The following is a 20775-nucleotide window of genomic DNA, read 5'->3' as shown; positions in this document are numbered from 1 at the left end:
ACCAAATCAAGTAAGTCCCCTGCTTCAATTGCGAAGAGCAATAAGCAGTGGGTGGGGACTTGCTTGTATCAGAAGGGGTACAAGCCCCTTCTGATATACTGCGAAGCAGTTATTTGGTTATGATTTTCTTCTATTCAGCCTTCCCCTCTGGGAAAATAATTTTAAACACAAAGAAAAAAATCACCATGGAAACTCCACCTGTAATAATTGTCACAAGCATGTTATAGACTGCCGGTGCCACATATGCAGATGCAACTGGCATCCACAGATTATTAAATCCATTACAAATCAGTGAAATTACCACCCATGCAACAAAATACCAGATTGCCTGATATACAGGATTTCCATGGCTTTTAAAGGTAATATTTCTCTGAAGTGGAAAATTGATACACTGTGCAAGAAATGACCCCAATTCATAACTGATAAAATAGCCAAGTCCACCACCGATCAATACATTCCCTGTTGCATCACGCAATACATTATACCCCAGCAAACTCCATGTAAATTTTACTCCAAACAGATTCATAGAAACCTTTGGCCACATAAATTCTATACCAGCCAGACCAATTCCCAAAATCCCTGGTAAAAATGTAAATACCAGATACTGGAATACTGTCACGCCCATACTGAATATAACAAAATAGAATATCTGATAAAGCCATTTTGCAAAAACAGAATGTTTCTCTTCAAAACATTTCCATATATTTTTTATATGATTCATCTGCGCTTCCCTCCGGCTCCTTTTAATAATTTTTCATATTTCTTATTATTTCTTCTGTTTCTGAAATATCCGCCAACTACTTTTTTTACTCCAAGCATAAAGTGGCCATTCACAGCATCGACAATTCCATATACCATTTCCATACTGACTGCCCCGCCGGTCATCTTGGCAATCCCCCGAAACGGCATATTGTAAATAAAAAGAATATTCAGATCCGGCTTTCCCTGTGCCTCACTCTTCTTTTTCATTTTTGTGAGACATCTATATATCAGTCTTGCAAGTCGGCTTTTTGCATAATACATCTGACAAATTGCATCATTGATTTCCAGATTTCCACTCCATCTCCCGTTCGGTATCTCATGGCCAAGAAGTTCACGAAATTCCTCATCTGATATTTTCTGCACGATTCCTGTATAATAGTAAGGCATTTTTGCCGGATTATACGGATACCCTTTACTATTTCCAGTTCTCTCAGTCATACCTGTTAAACGAATATCTGCAACACTGGCTCCTACCATAATCTGATAAGTTCCTGTTTCTATTTCCCACTGTCCCGTTTTTATATTCCAATAACGGAATGTCTTATCATCAAAGGGAATCCTGAGCTGTCTGCTTTCTCCTGCCTTCAGATAAACTTTTGCAAAACCTTTCAGTTCTTTTTCCGGTCGGAACACGATTGCATTAGGAAGTCCTACATACATCTGAACAACCTCAGCTCCATCTCTGTCACCTGTATTGGTAACCGAAACTTTGATTCCATCCTCTTCTATGATAAGATCAGAATATGTAAATTCCGTATAGGAAAGTCCAAAACCAAATGGAAACTGCACCCGTACTTTTGAAGTATCATAATAGCGATATCCTACATAAACACTCTCGCGGTATTCCGATGTTTTCTCATTACTTGGATAATATCGAAATGCCGGTGTCTGTTCATAAGATATGGGATATGTTTCTGCCAGTCTTCCTGATGGGTTCACCTTTCCGGTCAGAATATCCAATGTTGCAGAAGCGCCTGCCTGTCCATTCAGATAGCCATGCAAAATCGCTTTGCAGCAGGTGTGCCATGGCATTTCTATCGCTGATCCAGCACTCAGTATTCCAATAACATTTTCATTCACCTTACTGATATCCTGCAGAAGATCGATCTGATCCTGCGGAATACGCATATGGGTTCTGTCCAGTCCTTCTGATTCACTGATCTCATCAAGACCAAAGCAGAAAATTACAATATCCGCATTCATAGACAAATTTAATGCAAACTTTCTATCATTCTCATCTACATCTCCATTTCTATGATAGCCTCTTGTCATTCCCAGAATATTCAGATCATATTGTTGCAAAATCGATGACATATCTTCTACTTTTGTTGGATTGACCATAGAAGATCCTGCCCCCTGATATCTGGGTGAAAAAGCAAAATCTCCAATAACAGCGATGGATTTTTTGGTATCCAGCGGAAGAATCTGTTTTTCATTTTTTAGAAGAATCATGCTTTCTGCTGCTGCTTTCCTTGCCAGTTGATGATGTGCGTTTCTGTCAAAGTTTTTATCTGATAGCTTCTTCCCTGATGTCAATTCCATCACTGCATCTACCAGTTCTCCAACTCTTTCATCCAAATCCACTTCCTTCAGCTTTCCTTTTTGGACAGCAGCAATCACTTCTCTTGCAGAATCATACCCACAGGACGGCATCTCCAGATTTGAGCCGGCAGCAACACCTTTCACATGGTCATTGCTTCCGCCCCAGTCTGTTATTACAATTCCATCAAATCCCCAATCTTTGCGCAAGATGTCTGTCAAAAGATGTTTGTCCTCATTAGCATAAATCCCATTAATCTGGTTGTAACTGCTCATGATTGCTTTTGCGTGTCCTTCTTTAACAGCTATCTCAAAACCGGTCAGATATATTTCTCTTAATGTCCGTTCGTCAACAACTGCATCCATTGCCATTCTCCGAAGTTCCTGACTGTTAACTGCCAGATGCTTCGGGCAGGCATAAACGCCTTTACTCTGTATTCCCCGAATATATGACGCTGCCATCTTCCCGGAAAGATATGGATCTTCTGAAAAATATTCAAAATTTCTTCCACATAATGGGCTTCTTTTAATATTCAATCCCGGACCAAGCAGTATACTTACATCCATACTTGCTGCTTCCTCTCCAAGAGCCTGTCCAATCTCTTCCCCCAGATCCTGATTCCAGCTGTTTGCAATCATCGCTGCTGTGGGAAAACATGTCGCATTTAAGGATGCATTCAGTCCCAGATGATCTCCTGCTCCTGCCTGTTTTCTGATTCCATGTGGTCCATCTGAAAGAAAGATGGACGGGATGGAAAGCCTGTCAATTTCTCTGGTCTGCCAGACAGTTTTTCCACTGAGGATTGCTGCCTTTTCTTCTATTGTCATCTTTTCAACCAATTTTTGCTGTTTCATAACTATTTTCCATCCCACTTTCATCCTTATTCAGCATTCTTTCTTTTCTTATATCCTCTGATTACCAGTACTTCCATTCCTGCCATGAAAAGTGCTATTACAATGTCGATACCAATTCCTGCTTTTTTCCAATTTTCCATACCTGTTTCTTCGTGTTCTCCATCATAAGCCCAGCTGCTTACAACTGTATACATGACATTTTTGCAGGCATTCCTCATCTGAAGTACAGATGTTGGATGCTTCTGATTGGCTACATTGTTCTCTTCTCCGTTGAATGTGGACAACATTGCATCTACTCCATTCGCCAAAGCTGCATCTGCATTCATAAATCCATGACCATTGTTTCGGAAGAAGTCTGTAAGCGCCATTCCCCTGAATCCCCATTCATCTCTGAGAACTGTATTCATAAGGTTGCTGCTTTCTCCAGTCCATTTATCTCCAAGAAAACTCCAGGAAACCATAACCGCATTTGCACCACCCTGTTTTACAGAAATTTCAAATGGTTTCAGATAGATTTCTCGGATTGCCTGCTCATTTGACCAGACACTTACCATCTTTGCATTTCCCTCATACAGAGCAAAATGTTTGATGTAAGAATAAACTCCATATTTTCTTGCTCCTTCTACTGCTTTTGCTCCCATATTTCCTGCAAGAACTCCATCTTCTGAAAAGTATTCATAGTTTCTTGCTCCAAATGCGGTTCTATGAGTATTCATACCTGGTGCATACCAGCCCTCTGCACCCATTTCCTGACTCATCTTGCCCATGCATTCACCCCAGGCCTGTGCAAGTTCTTTATTCCATGTGGAAGCAACCACAACTTCAATTGGAAATCCAATAGAACCAACTCCTGTAAAGTTGTTATTAATTGCTGCTGGTCCATCGAAATCAAGTGTAGCCACTTTTCCCACAGAATCCATGGCTGCTGTCTGATAACCTGCCATTGCAATCATATTTGCCATTTCATCAACAGTAAGCTGATCCAGAAGTTTTTCCCAACGAGGATCGTCATAATCAGCATCTCGCATATCAGCTAATGTAAGTCCATTATCTACTCCCGTTGTCGGCATTACATCCTCATCATTGAGGTATGTAGTCTTATCAAAGTTGCTGTTCAGATGATATTCAGAAACATATGGCTCACCCAGCTCTGCAGATGCCGGTGCTGCTGTAGCCTCTTCATAATTTGCAAAATGATCTGCTCGTGATAAATATGTCACATCGCCTTTTGCATCTTCAAATACATTTGTTGCTGCAGTATCATCTGATGCTCTTTTATTTTCTCCCTTATATACTACATCTTTATCTGCAGTATAAGTTTTCTGATCCAGCACAGTATGTGAATCGCTGTTGATAGAAATCACATAATCGCCTTTTTCAAGAACATATGCTTTTGCATTATTCTCATCATAAGAGGCCATATCTTCTATACTGAATGTAACTGTAACAGTCTGAGATTCTCCTGGCTGAAGCAGATCTGTTTTTGCAAACTCGATCAGATTTGCAGAAGATTTCTCAATTCCGCCATTTGTATATGGCGGTTTATAATACACTTCTACTACATCTTTTCCGGCAGCATCTCCGGTATTGGTTACTTCTACATCTACAGAAATCTGTCCGTCTTTTTCTTTCAGTTCACCCATTTTCTGTTTAAATTCCGTGTAACTCAGACCATATCCAAATGGATACTGTACAGTCTTATCGTAATCAATCGCACCTTCCTGTGCAGCTGTTTCATAGTACTTGTATCCTACATAAATGCCTTCCACATAATTGGTAAATGCCGGAGCATACACCTGCGCAGTTCCTGCGTTCATTCCTTCAACGGCCATATCTGCCAGATTTGTATACTCCGTTTTTTCTGCATTATTCCACCACGGAGCAGTCGTCATATCATAAATAAATGTATCCGGTGTTTTTCCGGAAGGATTGACTTCACCTGAAAATACTTTACCAAGTGCATTAAATCCCACATTTCCCGTTCCGGGGCACCATACAACAGATTTAATCTGAGGATATTCATCTGCGAAACCAAGTTCAAACTGATTTGCTCCATTATAAATCACAATCACATTATCAAAGTTTGAGCAAACCATATCCACCATATCTCTCTCAGTTTGTGAAAGCTGTAAATAATGCTCTCCCTCAGGAAAATCATCATATTCATCTGAATTATTATCATATGCTGCTTTTTTTACATCCATAGGAATATCATTATGACCTTCACCTGCTTTTCTGGAAAGAACCACAACTGCCACATCAGAATACTCTTTCGCACTTTCAATAAGCTCATCATCGTAAGTATCTACAGGTGGCTCCGGTAATGTCCAGCTCTGTTTCTGGATAGACATTTCCGGATTATCTGCACCATAATTGTTATAAAAATCAACCAGTTCCTGGTTAATAGAAAATCCGGCATTTTCAAGTCCCTGATTCAGACTGACAATATCATACAGATCATTAATTCCACCGGAACCAGCTCCTCCGTAAGCCGGATTAATAGATTCCCAGCCAAAAATATTCAGTTTTTTTGTTTCATTTAAAGGAAGCAGGCTTTCATTCTTCAGAAGAACAATTCCGTCTTCCATAATTTCTTCTGCTGCTTCCGCAGCTTCTTCATTTGTTTCATCACTTAAAGTTCCATTTCCCGTTGCCAGTCCAATCAACGTAGCCATTGGTCCAAAACAGATCATATTCACGCAGACAACAACTGCAAGAACCATTGCGATCGCAGCTTCCCCTCTTATCAGAAATCTTTTGTCCCTGGACATCCTGCGGCATGCTATCATAATTACGATTCCAATTACAAGTGCAGCAATAATACCGATAATATACGGTTTGCATAATTGTAATACCGCCAGAACATCTTCCATTTCAACACTGATCATTCTCTTTTTCCTCCTTTGACTCTCTTGTCTTTTTCAGGTATCATTTCCTGTTGGCATTACTATAACATGATTATTATTTCGCGCTGTTTTTGGCACAAGATGCAGCAAATATGGCACAAAATACTAAAAAAGGTCCGGTGGACCTTTTTGTCGTATGCTTGGCAACAAAAATACCCAGAGCATTACAATACTCTGGGTAAAAGAATCTTTAATTCAAACCAGTTCTGCTGTACTCCAAATACTACAGAACCATCATATTTTTCTACAGCTGTACGAATACTTTTCAATCCAAAACCATGGTTTTTACTATCCTTTTTTGTTGTTGTAATCAGATCTTCTTCATTTTTGGAAATTTCTGCTTCACAATAATTCTCTATCTTGATAAACACAAATCCTTTTTGAGCGGATACTGTCAGATGGATCAGTCTTTTTTCCTGATCTGGAATCAAAATTACATGTTCAATCGCATTATCCAAAGCATTTCCAAATATAGAACATATATCTGTTACATGCATATGATCCAATAATTTTCCATCTGCCACACAGGTAATCTGTATATGATTTTTTCGACAATGGAAAATCTTAGCTGCCAAAATCGTATCAAGTACCTGATTCCCCGTTCTGCTTATATTTTCAAAGGCAGCGATTTCCTTTTCCATGGAATCAATCCATTTTTTTCGTTTCTCTTCATCTGATTCCGCACGAAGTCCCGTTATCTGGTGTTTCAGATCATGGTATTTCATTTGTATAAGATCCAGGCTGTCCTGATAATTTCGGTATTGATCATACTGGCTTTTCAGCATCACGTTCATTACTGAAAGTTCTTTCTCGGCAACATACTCACTGATCCTGCTCTGATAAGCATGCAGGATTGCAATTCCTCCAAAATCGATCAGTGTTCTGATAGAAAAAATATCTGCACGTTCTCTGCTCGCAAATGGTACATTTTCATTTAAAAATCTCAGATTACTAAAAGCAAAGATTGCAACAGCCATGATTGCCGCCGCTGCTACTTCCTTTACTGTCATCTGTTCAAGATAATTCTGCTTCAGGAGATCTTTTTCTAAATAAATATTAATAGTAAAGCAGCCTCCAAAAATAACCATCGTGATCAGAATTTCAACCCAGATGCTCTGATTCCCCCATGCCTGTACAATAGATACAATCTGCCACTGCAGCGAAGCTACAAACTCAGCAAGAACAAATGCACGGGCACAGCAATAAGCCGCTCCCAGAGGCTTCATATTTCCTCCGACCATAAGAAATCCATACATCATACCTGCAGCGATCATCATACAGGGAACCCACAAAATTTCAGTTACGCTGCCTGTCAAAGTCAGAAAGATACTCTGCATTGCCAACATGAAAAGACTGCCTGTAAGAAAATGTACAGATTTCATGTTTTCTTTTTTTAGGATATAAAGATAAACCAAACATGATCCCCACTCTGCTATTGCCGTATAAATTCTTGGAATATCCTGATATAACATAGTATCCTCCATTTCGCATGAAATCATTCCATATTGAGGTTTTGCAGAAGCAGATTCATGAATTCTTTTTTTCTGGTTCTGCTGACAGGTATATGTACATTATGAATCACACAATCAGAACCAACAAATCCCTCTACATGATTCATATTTACCAGATATCCCTTTGCACATCGAAAAAAATTATGTACCGCAAGTTTTTCTTCGAGTTCTTTCATCGTAATTCTTGAACAGTAATCTCCTCTCGAAGTATAATAAATTACATTATGTCTCTGCCCCTCAATATAATAGATATCTGCTATATCTATCTTTACAACTCCTTCCCCAATCGGAATCGTAAGAAATTCTTTAACCTCAGAGCGCATACGTCCAACTGCTTTATCCAGTTTCTGCGAAAAAGAAAAGTACTCAACCGGTTTTACTACATAATCCATTGCATCAACTTCATATCCACGTACTGCATATTGAATCATATTTGTAATAAACATAATAATTACTTTCTGATCCATCTGACGGATTTTTTCTGCTGCTGTCATACCGTCCATGAACCGCATCTGAATATCCATCAGAATAATGTCAAAACCGCCACTGTAATTCTCAGTGATATCTTCTCCATCACCAAATACCGTAACCTTTATTGATCTTCCCCTTTCCGTTTGATATTTCCGGATATACTCTGTTAATTGTTTTACGTAAATTTCTTCATCTTCCACAATTGCAATCTGTATCATCCTATTCCCTCCACAAGAATTGCATTTTTTGTAACTGTTCAATCACACAATATAGTTCCAGGGTTTTAATGTTATTTTATAAATAACTTTTGTTTCAATATATCACTGCTTCTCTCTTGCGTCAAGTGGATGTAATATTACAAATCACATCTGTATAATCTGGTTTTCTTTTATCATATATCCACAGTAAATCTCCTCATTCTTTAAATAGAAAGTAGAAATTCTGTTAAGTTTTCAATAGCATCTGGTTTTTCTGATAGTTCTTTCCCAATCAGTCCCTCTCCCATAATACCAGGATCCGCACTAAGAGATACAGCGACTCGACTTGAATTCCATACAGCTTCATACATCATTTCCTGATTCTCTTTTGTTACTTTATTGAGAACGTAATAAAATGGTTTTCGAATACTTTCCGATAATTCCCCGATTTTTTTGGAAAGCTGCAGGGATTCATAGGATGGATCTATGATTATCAATATCAGATCTACACCATTATCAATTCCACGTCCAAAGTGTTCAATACCAGCCTCCATATCCATTAGCGCAAATTGGTTTTCTGTAAGCCTGAGATTTTGGATGAATTGAGTCATAACAGTTCCCATAGCGCAAGAACACCCTTCATTTGCCTGATGAATTTTTCCACTGGTCATCAGTTTTACACCGTCCTTCAGGCTATAATAATCTTCCGGTATATCATCTATAGTCCAGGTTTCCTCAAAAAACTGATGAGTAAATTTTGATAACATCATATCATTTAAAACATTTTGCTTACCACCGAAATAGTCTGTAAAATCTCTGGGAAGCTTCATACCTAGCTGTCGGTGTAGACCATAATTAGATTCATCGGAATCAATTACCAAAATTTCTTTTTCTCGTCTGGCTAAAGCCTTAGCCAAAAGACTGGTTACTGTACTTTTTCCACATCCACCTTTTCCACAAACTGCTATTTTCATCTCTATATTTACTCCTTTTTTTAATAATAAACATTACATATGGCCATGCTTCAAACTGTTTTCGAAAAATAATTAAATTAATATAATGTCTATTTTGCCATTACATCAAATATCTCCTTAATTTTTCGAATTTCATCCGTAGCTGTCTTGCTGCATCCATAAGGGGATCTTCCTTCTCTGTCTGCTTCTATAACTTCTGCATTATAATGAACACATCCCAAAAAATCCTGCTTCGGGATTCTAGACCTTACAAACTTTTCATCTTCATCATTTCTGATTTTATTTGCTATGACCTTTACTTCCTTTACACCCAATTCTTCTGCCAAACGTTTTACATTTTTATAAGTCTGAACACTTCTGGCCCCCGGCTCTATCACGACGATAAATTGATCCATTCCTTCCGTTGTTCCCCGTCCTAAATGCTCAAGTCCTGCTTCCATATCCAAGATTACTATATCATCTCTATGTAAAACCAAATTATTAATAATTCGTTTCAACATTACATTTTCAGGGCATACACATCCGCCTCCCGCAGTTTCCACAGTTCCCAAAACCAGAAGTCGAACACCATTATTTTCTTTTCCGTAAATTTCAGGAATATCATCCACTTTTGGATTGACTTTATAAAAAGTATTACTTTTATCTGCACCTGTTCTCTCCTCAATCAACCTTCTCATTTTACTGATAGGCGTAATACTCTCCAGTTCTTCCTCTGAAAAACCCAGTGCAAGTCCAAGATTTGCATCTGGATCCACATCTACAGCAAATACTTTTTTCCCTTCTTCTGCATACAGCCGTGCTAATACTGCAGATATCGTAGTTTTCCCTACTCCGCCTTTTCCAGTTACAGCAATTTTCATCTGTTATCTCCTTAAATGCTTCTTATTCCACTTCCTCCAGTTCTGTTCCTTCCGGAAGAATATATCCACAGTTATCACATACTCCGTCCTCTGCAAGTATCCCGTCTTTCACAAAGGCTTCAATGCCTCCCGGTTCATGACAGCGTGGACAGTCTAATTCCTGTATCTTTTTCTGATTTCTTACATCCTGGCAATTGGAAAATTCAATTTTACCCATAGTGATTCCTCCATTTTCATTCCATATCAATTTGTCTTCGCAAAAAAGTTCCTACTATACGGGAAAAATTGCTGATATTACGAATATAGGCAAAATCTTTTCCATAGATTCTCTTTTCCACGGAGAGTTCTTCTTCATTCCCTACAAAAATACCAATTACGAAAATTCCCTGATTTCTGGCTCGACGCACCTCATATGCAGTATCTTTCACAGCTCCTTCTCCGTCATAGATCTTGGGCTGGCGGGTTCCTGGTCGTTGTATGCTCATATCACAGGGTTTTCCATCACTTAATACGATTAAAATCTTATTTTTTTCCGGTCGCTCCATGAGAGAGGAACAGACTGTTTTCAGTGCAAGCCCATCTCTGTTATTGGCATACGCCCGAAATTGAAAGATTCTTTCATTTGTTTCCCTTGGATCTTCATAATCCCGAAATCTCTGAATTACTGTATATCCCCAGAAAGCACAGTATCCTGTCACCCGATGAGGAATTCCTGCCTGGCTTAATGCTTCACTGATAATATATCCCTGAGCCGCTACCTGAGCCTGTCTGTCAGCCTGGGAACCACTGGAATCAATCAGGACGTCTATTACAAACTCAGAATCATCAGATCTTTTTTTTCTATTAAATAACTTGTCATCGTCTGTTCTTCCAATTTTCCATAACCTCTCAGGAACAAGCTGCCCTGCATCAGATCTGCTGACAAAATCATCCTTTCGGATTATAAATGCCCGTTTCAGTGACTCTGCCAACACAGAAATATTTCTTTTGATGATCCAGTGATTATTTCCATAATAGGCTTTATTTTTTTCAAACTGCAGCTGAGAAAAACGGTATTGATTATTTTTTATCACAGGGTTTTGTAAAATTCCATCTGTAAGATACAGAATACAGTTTTTGTGGATTCCTGTACAAAATTTCCGGTTGACTCTGGCCTGCTCCGCTTCACTTAGATACGATTTTCCGTAATTCAGTTCCACATATTCCCGTATCCGTCGCACTGCCTGTGGATTTATATTCTCCGAGCTTTCCGGAACTTCTTCATTTTCCGGAGAGAAATAAAATCTTTTTTTCTTTTTGTTTCTGATATCCAGACTCATCATCTTTTTTTTGAGATTAGAAAGATATTTTTGAATGATGTCTTCCATCTGTTCATCCGTCATGCATTCCTGCCACGCGTCATTGGCCAATGCCATATCCGGTAAATTCAGAATCTTCTCCAGATTTCCATTCTTTTTTTCAAAAGAGGGATCCAGAACATGATTATAAATCTCATCTATCACGTTTATGACATCTTCCGTATTTTCTGCATCCTTCAGAGAAAGAATCTTGTACAATGCAATCTCTGCCTGTGGATCCATTCCCTCATCGTCTGTGTTCTCCAGAACATGCCTTATATACAGAAGCCTAATCCTGTGAATCAGGTCTGTTCCAGCTTTGTCTGATACCTGCTCTTTCTCGTCCTTTTCCAATTCTCTGAACGCCTGTTCTCTGATTTCCTTTGTTCCCAAACGTTCTCGAATGATAAAACGATTCACTGCAGCATCCATGCATAATCCAGCAAGAGGCAAAAGCATATCTTCTCCAGCAGAAAAATATAATTTTTTCATCAAATACATGCCAAGTTTCTTCTGATCAAAATATCGTGCAAAGGCACCCTGCTTCACTGCCTCATATAGAACCGTTTGTTTTGAATAAACATATTTTTCTGTGTCCGGTTCAAATTCTATATCATAATCACCACTGACTGTCCAAAAAAGATTTCTGATACGATTACTGATCTCCAGATGATGTTCTTCCAGTTGTTCCGCCGGCCATCTGACATCCTCCATACAAGTTTACCCCCATATGTCTTTTCCGGTCCAGGAAGATGGGATTCTGGTAGAAACCACATCTTCTACGATCTCTTTTTCAAATACATCAAAACTTTTATTTATGATCCCCATCTGGATTGCATCAATTGGAGAAAGTCCGCTTTTTGTTGCTTTTACAGCAGAAACCAGTCCTCTCAGGTCAAGAGATTTTGTTGAGATTTCTCCATGATAAGCTTTGATCTGCAAATCCAGAAACAGTCCTGCAAAAACTTTCAGTGCACTTTTTTCCCCATCTGGAAAATGTTGTCTTAATACAAAAAGGACACTATCCTCATCCATTTCAGGCATATCAATTACCATAAACCTTGAAACCAATGCTTCATTTAGTTCTCTGGTACCTGCGTAACCATAATTCATCGTACCGATAAATCGTGTTGCCGGATGAAGTAAAATCCTGTTATATCCTGGAATATCGATTCTGCGCCGATGATCCAGTGTGGCATGCAGTACAGAAACCGCATCATTTTTTGCCATATTGATTTCGTCCAGGATTCCAAATCCTCCAAATTCCGCGCATTGGTAGATAGGGCCTTTCCGAAGGCGAACCTCATTATTTATAAAGGTATCCGTTCCAATCAGATCGGCACTGTCTGTATTTACATGAAAAGAAATGTCGTATTCCGGTCTTCCGAATATCCATGCCAGTGTCTCACATAGTACATTTTTTCCTGTAGCTTTCGCACCGGAAAGTAACAGGTTATCTCCCTGAAGAAGCGCTGCTATTGACATTTCCAGAATCTTTTTCCCATAAAATAGGATATCCGGTTTTTCTACCCGTTCCTTTACTTGATTTTCTACCTCATAACGCATGTGAAAATCTCTCAGTTCTCCAATCAGTTCCTGCGCTATCTTCTGGTCTTCTAAATATTTTTCTATTTCTGTCCAATGATTTCTCATGAAGATTTTCCTTTCTTTGCAATTGGTTATACCAAATCAGATAATATTTCTGTTTGCTCAATCTTCAAACTTTCAATCCTCCAACTCACAATCCCAACTTCTTTACAATTTCTCCCAGTGCACTTCTTACAGGAGAATCTTTCGGAAGCTGTATGATCGGCTTTCCATCACAGTCATACTGATATACCTGGTCATCATGTGGCACAACCCCTAACAATTCCAGTCCCTGATTTCGGATTTCTTCCAGAGTTCCGGCATCCAGTTTTCCATCTGGAACACGATTCACGATCAATCCGGTTTTCTGTGGTTTAAAGTTTAACTCCTTCATCAGCTTTGCAATACGTCCGGCCGCCTGAACACCTCTTCTGGAACAGTCACTTACAAGAATCGCAACTTCCATCATTGGCAGGATTCCTCTGCTGATATGTTCCATACCTGCTTCGTTATCAACCACAATATATGGATAATGGCTTTGCAGTTTCTGAACCTGGGTCTGCACAAGACCATTTACAAAACAATAGCAGCCCTGTCCCTGGGTTCGCCCCATTACCATCAAATCATAATCATCTTCTTCTGCAATTGCATCGGAGAGACGCATTTCCAGATAAGCCTGTTTTGTTATTCCTGTCGGAATCTGATACCGTGGATCAACTCCTGCCCGCTCAATTTCTTCTCTCAGCTCCCCAAGTGTAATCTCCGGCTCAACACCGAGCACTTCGTTCAAATTTGCATTTGCATCTGCATCCACCGCCAGGACCGGACGTTTTCCGCTTTCACATAAATACTGGATCAACAATCCACAAAGAGTTGTTTTTCCTACGCCACCTTTTCCTGATACTGCAATTACATGTCCCATGTTTTTCCTCCTAAAATTCTGAACAATCTGTTGACTTTTTCTTTAAACCTCATTATAGTTGTTACTATATAAATTACAATAATCAATCTGTGAGATTTGTATGGTTACTCAACACATCAGGAAAATTGTTGAGAAATTATATGATACTAACTAATACAGGAGTATATAATGTCAGAAAAAACGAGAAAACAAGATCGCCGTACCCGCTATACCAGGCAAACCATAAAAGATACGTTCTTAGAGTTGTTAAATCAGAAAAGTTTTACGAAAATTACAGTTACAGAGATCTGCAAAAATGCTGAAATCAACCGTGGCACTTTTTATCTTCATTACTACGATATCCATGATGTATTATCAGATATTTTTAATGATATGACTCAGGATATGTTAACAACTGTAGATCATTTATTCTGTCTAAATCAAAAAAGCTGTTCCTATCCGTTCTGTCAGAAAATACAGATGGAATCACAATACAGGGCACTGTTTCTGGATGATGCAATTGCCCCTATTCTTCTGGAAAAAATAGCAGAAAATACAAAAGAAGGCTATGTGACCTGGCTTATGTCACACAGCCTCCTGACCTTTGAACAGGCAGAATCGGTTTTTTATTTTCAAATGAATGGCTGCCTTTCCATCAACAGACTGATGCTCCGCAATCACTGTAATGACTGGAAACAGATTCAGACAGTAATCGACAAATTTATCAAAGCCGGACTGGAAAGTTTTCTGATTCATGATCAGAGGGAAGAAAATGCTTCCGATAATTTTTGCAGCAAAATTTCTCCAACTGTTACCGCATCTTCTACACTTAGATAATGATCAGCATGATCCTGAAGAAATATTTTGCCGGATACAGGAAATTCTTCATCTGCAAACCATATCTTTAAAGTTACCGGATATCTTGGCAGAACTGGAAAAGCAGCACACAGATCCGCCGTTGTCTCTGTGAATTCTGCACCCAGACTTGTACATGCTTTCTGAATTTTCTCAGGATCTTTGTCCTGCAAAAGCTTTTCCAGTTTCTGCTCTGCAGTCCGGTCAAACTTGGTCCCCCGAATCAATCCATCTTTCAGGTTGCCAAAAGTAATGAGCTTCTGTGAGCCTTCCGTTCCATCTGCCATATCCAGATAATGCAGCAATGTCAGATAATGCCATTCATCTATATCTGAACTAATATAAAACTCAGGAAGTTGAATTTCAAACACTTCATGAAAACTCGGTACCTCAAGCACATTTCGGCTGCTATGAAAAACAGCCCCACTTTTTGCAGCAATATCCTCTCCGGAACGATTTTGCAGCCGTTTTACTGCTGCCTGCAGCATTTCCTGAAATGCACGATTTTCTGTTTGATTTCTGTATTCCATAAGTTCTCCTTTGTAAATATTTTATCGCATCATGTAATAATCAATGTTTATGCAAGGATTTTGGTGGTTTCATTAATCTGGCTTTATCCGGATTCTCTTTTATCCATTCCCGGACAAAATCCATTACCTCAGTCATAGTTTCATAATCTTTTCCACAAAAACAGCAACTTGGGCATGTTGGACATGGCCATCCCTTATTTTTGAATCTGCATGCGTCTAAATGTCGGTATGCTCTTAATAAATTTGCTTCATATTCTTCTTTAGACTGTGAAGCTTCCCTGTTTTCACGATAATAAAGGTGATACATTTTTTTAGTCATATGTTTTTTGATTCTGGTATATAAATTTCCTTTTAATTTGTCCACAATCAGCATATTATACAATCCTCCGTAAGTTTTATTACTATGTTGACTTTTCCTTTAAATTTCATTATAGTTGTAATTATATTATTTACAATCATCAAAATAAAAAATATGTACAATTTCTCAACACATTAAAAAGAGCTGTTGAGAACTTGGGATGTTTTTGACAAACCAGAAATATTTTCGCCTCAAAAACGTGAAACCAAAATCATTATATCATACTACAAGGAGTTTCTTATCATGAAATACTCAACGAAATTAAGCGATACTGTTCATGTGATGGTTCTGATTGCTATCAACCAGGAAAAATCTCTCTCCAGCGCCTCAATTGCAGAAAGTGTCCATACAAATCCCGGCTTTGTACGCCAGCTTATGTTAAAACTAAAAAAAGCGGAACTTATGACCAGTGTAGCCGGACATGCCCGTCCTTCTCTTTCAAAACCAGCAGATCAGATTACATTGCTGGATATTTATAAAGCAGTTGAAGGTGATAAACCATTGCTTCATTTAGATACTCATACCAATCCAGAATGTGGCGTTGGCATTAACATTCAGTTATCTTTGCAGGGATTTTATAATGAAATTCAAAAGACTGCCGAAGAAAAAATGAATACGATTACTTTACAGGATATCATAGATATCTACTATCAGCGGATATCTATAGAAAACAACTTATAAAATATCATTTAACAGGAGAACATTTTCATGTACCTTCAGCAAATACGAAATGCCACCATTTTTTTTATTATGGTGGAAAAACATTTTTAATTGATCCTATATAAGTCAGTTTCATATTATCATGACCTCGCTTTCGTTTGATTCTTATTTCATTAACTGTCCATAACAGAACTGCTGGTTCATGTTATGTCATTGCTACAAAAGGTGCTTTCCATATCATTTTGCGTCTAACCCGGGCAGATTTTCTTCAAATTTATGGAAAAAGTGCTTCATTTCTGTGTTGAGAAAATGAACGGAAACACTTGATTTTACTGACTTTCTTCAATGTGACCTTATTATAACGTTCTCCCCCCATCCCACCTCCACATTCGGATACTCTTCATACCCGCCCACACTCTGTGCGCCTTTCCTCAAATACGCCTTCACCTTTTCCCCATAAAGAAACGGATCATTTCCTTTCACGATCCCCCACTCCATAAGCAGAGCTGCGCTTCCGCTGACAAAGGGTGCCGCAAAAGAAGTTCCGGTAACAGTGGCGTAGCTTCCACCGGGAAACGGGGCGGAGATGGATACGCCGGGAGCTGCGAGGTCAGGCTTCCGGATCGGCAGGAACTGACTTCCCCTTCCGGAAAAATCTGCGTAGGCATTCTGTCTGGAATCATAAGCTCCAACAGAAATAACTTTTCCGGCAGTGGAAGGAATCGTCAAAGTTCCCACAGCCCGAGGAGAATAAAACCCGGTTCCGCGATTCAGTACATTTCCACCCGGCAGCCAGAGGAAATACTGTCCGGAGCGCACACGTTTTCCACTCAAAAGAACTTTCCAGACACCACTGTCCACATAATTACCCTCAGGAATGAAATCTATGTAGATTTCCTGTGACAGCTGATAGGGACCGGGTTTTCCATAATAGATCAGAAGCTCTGTATTTTCCAGCAGATGCCGCTGTGGGCCCAGCCTTTCATATAATGGACCGATCCGTTCTCCGGACGGACTTTCCAGATAAATTTCCATCTCATCTTCATAATCCTTCCATAACTGTACATTTAATGTGGTTTCAAAAACTCCCACCGCCAACTGGATTTCTTCTGTTTTCCCCTGCTGCAGAATTCCTCCCGCATGCCAGGGCTGGCTGCCGTTATTTCCGGTTCCTGTAACGATCACAGTCCGCCCCATGGCCGCAACTGTATCAATATAGTTTTCCAGGAGGGAGTCTCCTCTGTGTGTTCATTATAACTAGGGGAAAATTACTGTAAAAAAATTTGCAGTCTTTACACTGCCTGTTTTTCTACCGGATAAGGCGACTGATACTTAAATACAATATCAATGCTCTTATCTCCATTCACAACAATTTTTTCAATCAATTCTGTCACAATTTCTCTTGTCACTTCGGATAATGTTCCATACTTGATAAATTTCTCTATCCAGTTTTCATAAGATTCTTCTGCCTCTCCAAAGCTGTCTTTCTCTTGTTCTGCCAACTGAATCTTCGCCCTGATATCTTTATCCTGCTTTTCATATTCTGCCTTATAGGAGAGATATTCTTCTTTATCCAGAACACCATCTACATAATTTTCGTAAGTTTTCTTTTTATACTTTTGGACAGCCGCAAGTTCTTTTTGTAACCGTTCAATCTGCTGGTCTGCTTCTGCACATCGTCTCTGCACCTCCTTCTTCCTATCTGCTACTTTTAATATTTCATCCTTATCACTTTCTTTCAGTGCCAGTTCCGCTTGTCTTTGGATTTCATTTTTTACAATAGAATCCAATACTTCTTTTTTAATGAAATGAGAATAACAAACTGTGTTTCCTTTTTTGTGATAGGTACCGCACTCATAACCGTCCCGACAAGTAACCCTCTGGAAATTATATCCGCAATCTCCACAAACAATAATTCCTGCGTATGGATTTACCTTTCTCACTTCGCTATTAAATCCCGGTGTCCGTGTTCTTTTCTTCATAAGTTCCTGTACCTGCTCAAAAGTATCTTTGCTAATAATTGCTTCGTGCATTCCTTCCACAATATACTGCTGTTCCTCTGGAATATATTGATACTTTTCCACTTTATAGGATATCTTTTCTGATTTATGCTGTACCATAGCCCCTGTATAAACTCTGTTTCGCAAAATTACATTGATCGTAGGATATGCCCAGCCCTTTGCACCCGCTTTTTCTAATGCATTGGCATATTTCAATCCCTGCACCTTTCTCTTATACTCTGACGGTGTCAGAATTCCTTCCTGATTCAGTTTCTTTGCAATACCATCCCTGGAATATCCTTCCAAACTCATATAAAAGATTCTCCGTACCACTTTAGCTGCTTCTTCATCTACAAGAAAATGATGCTTATCTGCCGGATCTTTTACATATCCATATGGGGCAAACCCAGACATAAACTGTCCCCGTTTCTTCTGGGCGGTCAATGCACCTCTGATTTTCTTAGATATATCACGACTATACATATCATTAAACAACGTCTTAAACTGTGCCAATTCTTCATTACTGTGATGAACAGAATCCACGCCATCCAAAATTGCAATATAACGCACACCCAAAGATGGAAAAACACGCTCAATATAGTTACTGGTTTCAATATGTTCACGCCCAAGCCGGGAAATATCTTTCGTAATAACGCCTTGAATTTTCCCTTTGTAGATATCCTCCATCATCCGCTGAAATTCCGGTCTATTCGCAAAATAAAGCCCCGAATAACCGTCATCAATATAAATATCTGCGATTTCCAGATCCTCTGATTTAGTCACATACTCACGAATCAGTTTCATCTGATTTTCAATACTCTCACTAACTTTATTCTCTCCATCATCCTTCGACAGACGACAATATACACCCATCTGATACATCATATCACCCCATCTTTCTCAAGTATTCTATCTGGTGAACTCTCTACTGAAGCAAACTTAAAATATATATCTATTTTCTGCTCTGGATATACATAAATTTTATCAACTAACTCCACAAGCGCTTCTCTGGTAAGCTGCTTTACCGTTATTCTTCTGCGATTAAAGTGCTCCAACCATATCTTTGTTTCATTGACCGCCGCCCGCTGCCTTTGCTCTTCATGGTTCAGTTCTGATAATTCTTTTTGATATTTCTGATTCTCTGTTTCATACATCTGTTTTAATTCCAGATATTCCTCTTTGGAAAGTACTTCATCCATAAACTGTTCATATGCTCGTTTCCGGTATTCCAGATTTCTTTCTATTTTTGCCTGCAATTTTGCAATTTTACCATCCAGTTCCGGCTGTTTCTGTCTGATCTGAGTTTCCAGATTCTTCATATCCATCTTCATCTGTTTCAATTGCTGGTTGATTGCAAATACAACCAGTTCATCCAGCTTTTCAAATGTAATATGATTCAGCTCACAGTAATTCTGCCCCTGCTTCTGATGAAAACCACACATATATCCGTCATAGTCTTTATGAGATGCCAGATAACGTTTTCGCATGGCTGTTTTACATTTCCCACAAAAGAGCAGTCCCACATATTTATGTGGTTCATTGTTTTTATCAAAATAGGAAACTCTGCGCCCCTTTCTTATTTGCTGAACCCTATCAAACTCTTCTTTAGAAATGATTGCCTCATGTGCATCCGGCACCAGCTCCATTTCTTCCAGGGGAATTGCCTTTTTGTATTTCAGCTTATAAGACGGTCTTTCATGTTTCCGAATCACAACCGCCCCAGTATAGACCGGATTCTTTAAAATTCCACTTACAGTAGACGATGTCCACAGACCTTTTCCCGAATCCCATACATAATTGGTTTTTAAAACTTCCTTTTTATATTTTGCGGGACAAGGGATTTCATCTTCATTCAAAGTCCTGCAAATAACCGTACAGCCAAATCCATTTTGATACATTCTGTAAATTCTTCGAACAACCTCGGCTGCATAAGGATCAATTTCCAGATGATTATGAATTGTTTTACTTTTCACATATCCAAAGGGGGGCTGTTTCGGAGTATATTCGCCCATACTTCTTTTGGTCTGAATCGTTGTCTTAATCTTTCTGGATGTATCTCTCAAATACATATCATTCAGCAAAGTTTTTATTTCTAACATTTCATCATAAGTTCCAACGGCTGAATCATAATTATCCAGAATCGAAACAATCCGAATCTGTTTCTCCGGGAAATATTTGCCTAGATAATAGTTGGTATCAATATGTTCTCTTCCAAGTCGAGATACGTCCTTAAAAATCACCATATTGATAACACCAAGCTCAATATCTGCCAGCATCCTCCGAAATTCAGTTCTTTCAAAATTACTTCCAGAAGCCCCATCGTCTACATAAACTTTTTTCTCTGCAATATCTTTATTCTCTGCAATATAATCTCTTGCCATCTGAATCTGAGAGTGAATACTATTGCTGTATTCACCCTCTTTATTTTGCTCTTCAATGGAAATTCGGCAATAAATTCCTGCCTGATACATT

The 20775-nt window shown here is 38.9% G+C and carries 18 protein-coding genes; 2 read left to right on the top strand and 16 right to left on the bottom strand.

What is annotated here, in order from left to right; all coding sequences use genetic code 11:
• Positions 1-130: 130 nt before the first annotated feature.
• The 11 genes from DWX61_RS01015 to DWX61_RS00965 form a co-directional block, all read right to left on the bottom strand.
• Positions 131-721, bottom strand: a complete 591-nt coding sequence (locus DWX61_RS01015) for a hypothetical protein (RefSeq protein ID WP_118512622.1) — start codon at positions 719-721, stop codon at positions 131-133.
• Positions 718-3156 (bottom strand): glycoside hydrolase family 3 C-terminal domain-containing protein, encoded by a 2439-nt coding sequence (locus DWX61_RS01010; protein ID WP_182433921.1) that lies wholly within the window; start codon positions 3154-3156, stop codon positions 718-720. The genes DWX61_RS01015 and DWX61_RS01010 overlap by 4 nt, the downstream gene beginning before the upstream one ends.
• Positions 3157-3182: 26 nt before the next feature.
• Complete coding sequence (locus DWX61_RS01005; protein ID WP_118623322.1) at positions 3183-6044, bottom strand: glycoside hydrolase family 3 C-terminal domain-containing protein; 2862 nt, start codon at positions 6042-6044, stop codon at positions 3183-3185.
• A gap of 182 nt (positions 6045-6226) precedes the next feature.
• Positions 6227-7534, bottom strand: coding sequence for an ATP-binding protein (locus DWX61_RS01000; protein WP_118623320.1), 1308 nt, complete (start codon positions 7532-7534; stop codon positions 6227-6229).
• 23 nt (positions 7535-7557) lie between these two features.
• A complete protein-coding gene (locus tag DWX61_RS00995; protein ID WP_117510049.1) occupies positions 7558-8262 on the bottom strand; it encodes a LytR/AlgR family response regulator transcription factor in 705 nt (234 codons plus the stop codon).
• 203 nt (positions 8263-8465) lie between these two features.
• Entirely contained in the window at positions 8466-9215 is a 750-nt protein-coding gene (locus tag DWX61_RS00990; RefSeq protein ID WP_118623318.1) for an ATP-binding protein, read from the bottom strand.
• An 89-nt stretch (positions 9216-9304) separates the two neighbouring features.
• Positions 9305-10075, bottom strand: a complete 771-nt coding sequence (locus DWX61_RS00985) for an ATP-binding protein (RefSeq protein ID WP_118623316.1) — start codon at positions 10073-10075, stop codon at positions 9305-9307.
• Between the two features lie 22 nt (positions 10076-10097).
• Complete coding sequence (locus tag DWX61_RS00980; RefSeq protein ID WP_015524507.1) at positions 10098-10292, bottom strand: hypothetical protein; 195 nt, start codon at positions 10290-10292, stop codon at positions 10098-10100.
• Positions 10293-10308: 16 nt separating this feature from the next.
• Positions 10309-12126, bottom strand: coding sequence for a cobaltochelatase CobT-related protein (locus DWX61_RS00975; protein ID WP_118623314.1), 1818 nt, complete (start codon positions 12124-12126; stop codon positions 10309-10311).
• Positions 12127-12132: 6 nt separating this feature from the next.
• On the bottom strand, positions 12133-13065 hold the full coding sequence (locus tag DWX61_RS00970) for an AAA family ATPase (protein ID WP_118623312.1): 933 nt from the start codon (positions 13063-13065) through the stop codon (positions 12133-12135).
• 85 nt (positions 13066-13150) lie between these two features.
• Entirely contained in the window at positions 13151-13921 is a 771-nt protein-coding gene (locus tag DWX61_RS00965; protein ID WP_118623310.1) for an ATP-binding protein, read from the bottom strand.
• A gap of 168 nt (positions 13922-14089) precedes the next feature.
• Between DWX61_RS00965 and DWX61_RS00960 the strand changes: the two genes are divergently transcribed.
• Entirely contained in the window at positions 14090-14737 is a 648-nt protein-coding gene (locus tag DWX61_RS00960; RefSeq protein WP_082424858.1) for a TetR/AcrR family transcriptional regulator, read from the top strand.
• On the opposite strand, the gene DWX61_RS00955 is transcribed toward DWX61_RS00960, so the two are convergent.
• Together DWX61_RS00955 and DWX61_RS00950 are read right to left on the bottom strand one after the other, a co-directional pair.
• Positions 14659-15285, bottom strand: a complete 627-nt coding sequence (locus DWX61_RS00955; RefSeq protein ID WP_118623308.1) for a DUF3786 domain-containing protein — start codon at positions 15283-15285, stop codon at positions 14659-14661. The genes DWX61_RS00960 and DWX61_RS00955 overlap by 79 nt on opposite strands.
• Positions 15286-15325: 40 nt before the next feature.
• Positions 15326-15658 carry a nitrous oxide-stimulated promoter gene (locus DWX61_RS00950; protein WP_118064022.1) on the bottom strand — a complete coding sequence of 111 codons (333 nt, stop codon included), beginning with the start codon at positions 15656-15658 and terminating at the stop codon, positions 15326-15328.
• 228 nt (positions 15659-15886) lie between these two features.
• On the opposite strand from DWX61_RS00950, the gene DWX61_RS00945 reads away from it, so the two are divergent.
• Positions 15887-16324, top strand: coding sequence for an Rrf2 family transcriptional regulator (locus DWX61_RS00945; RefSeq protein ID WP_118623306.1), 438 nt, complete (start codon positions 15887-15889; stop codon positions 16322-16324).
• Positions 16325-16645: 321 nt separating this feature from the next.
• Here DWX61_RS00945 and DWX61_RS00940 read toward each other — a convergent pair whose 3' ends face one another.
• The 3 genes from DWX61_RS00940 to DWX61_RS00930 all read right to left on the bottom strand — a co-directional run bounded on the left by DWX61_RS00940 (position 16646) and on the right by DWX61_RS00930 (position 20774).
• A complete protein-coding gene (locus DWX61_RS00940; RefSeq protein WP_243119068.1) occupies positions 16646-17488 on the bottom strand; it encodes a S8 family serine peptidase in 843 nt (280 codons plus the stop codon).
• A gap of 107 nt (positions 17489-17595) precedes the next feature.
• Entirely contained in the window at positions 17596-19188 is a 1593-nt protein-coding gene (locus DWX61_RS00935) for a recombinase family protein (protein WP_005428244.1), read from the bottom strand.
• Positions 19185-20774 carry a recombinase family protein gene (locus tag DWX61_RS00930; protein ID WP_009245397.1) on the bottom strand — a complete coding sequence of 530 codons (1590 nt, stop codon included), beginning with the start codon at positions 20772-20774 and terminating at the stop codon, positions 19185-19187. Before DWX61_RS00930 ends, DWX61_RS00935 begins: the two co-directional genes overlap by 4 nt.
• Position 20775: the final 1 nt, after the last annotated feature.

Origin of the sequence: Ruminococcus sp. AF20-12LB (assembly GCF_003478985.1) — a bacterium.
GTDB lineage: Bacteria > Bacillota > Clostridia > Lachnospirales > Lachnospiraceae > Blautia_A.
This window is presented reverse-complemented; position numbering and strand designations above follow the sequence as displayed.

Coding starts and splice junctions, on each gene's coding strand:
- DWX61_RS01000 (WP_118623320.1), bottom strand. CDS start 7,534: ATGTTATATCAGGATATTCCAAGAATTTATACGGCAATAGCAGAGTGG.
- DWX61_RS00995 (WP_117510049.1), bottom strand. CDS start 8,262: ATGATACAGATTGCAATTGTGGAAGATGAAGAAATTTACGTAAAACAA.
- DWX61_RS00990 (WP_118623318.1), bottom strand. CDS start 9,215: ATGAAAATAGCAGTTTGTGGAAAAGGTGGATGTGGAAAAAGTACAGTA.
- DWX61_RS00960 (WP_082424858.1), top strand. CDS start 14,090: ATGTCAGAAAAAACGAGAAAACAAGATCGCCGTACCCGCTATACCAGG.
- DWX61_RS01010 (WP_182433921.1), bottom strand. CDS start 3,156: ATGAAACAGCAAAAATTGGTTGAAAAGATGACAATAGAAGAAAAGGCA.
- DWX61_RS01005 (WP_118623322.1), bottom strand. CDS start 6,044: ATGATCAGTGTTGAAATGGAAGATGTTCTGGCGGTATTACAATTATGC.
- DWX61_RS00935 (WP_005428244.1), bottom strand. CDS start 19,188: ATGATGTATCAGATGGGTGTATATTGTCGTCTGTCGAAGGATGATGGA.
- DWX61_RS00985 (WP_118623316.1), bottom strand. CDS start 10,075: ATGAAAATTGCTGTAACTGGAAAAGGCGGAGTAGGGAAAACTACGATA.
- DWX61_RS00970 (WP_118623312.1), bottom strand. CDS start 13,065: ATGAGAAATCATTGGACAGAAATAGAAAAATATTTAGAAGACCAGAAG.
- DWX61_RS00930 (WP_009245397.1), bottom strand. CDS start 20,774: ATGTATCAGGCAGGAATTTATTGCCGAATTTCCATTGAAGAGCAAAAT.
- DWX61_RS00955 (WP_118623308.1), bottom strand. CDS start 15,285: ATGGAATACAGAAATCAAACAGAAAATCGTGCATTTCAGGAAATGCTG.
- DWX61_RS00980 (WP_015524507.1), bottom strand. CDS start 10,292: ATGGGTAAAATTGAATTTTCCAATTGCCAGGATGTAAGAAATCAGAAA.
- DWX61_RS00965 (WP_118623310.1), bottom strand. CDS start 13,921: ATGGGACATGTAATTGCAGTATCAGGAAAAGGTGGCGTAGGAAAAACA.
- DWX61_RS00950 (WP_118064022.1), bottom strand. CDS start 15,658: ATGCTGATTGTGGACAAATTAAAAGGAAATTTATATACCAGAATCAAA.
- DWX61_RS00945 (WP_118623306.1), top strand. CDS start 15,887: ATGAAATACTCAACGAAATTAAGCGATACTGTTCATGTGATGGTTCTG.
- DWX61_RS00975 (WP_118623314.1), bottom strand. CDS start 12,126: ATGGAGGATGTCAGATGGCCGGCGGAACAACTGGAAGAACATCATCTG.
- DWX61_RS01015 (WP_118512622.1), bottom strand. CDS start 721: ATGAATCATATAAAAAATATATGGAAATGTTTTGAAGAGAAACATTCT.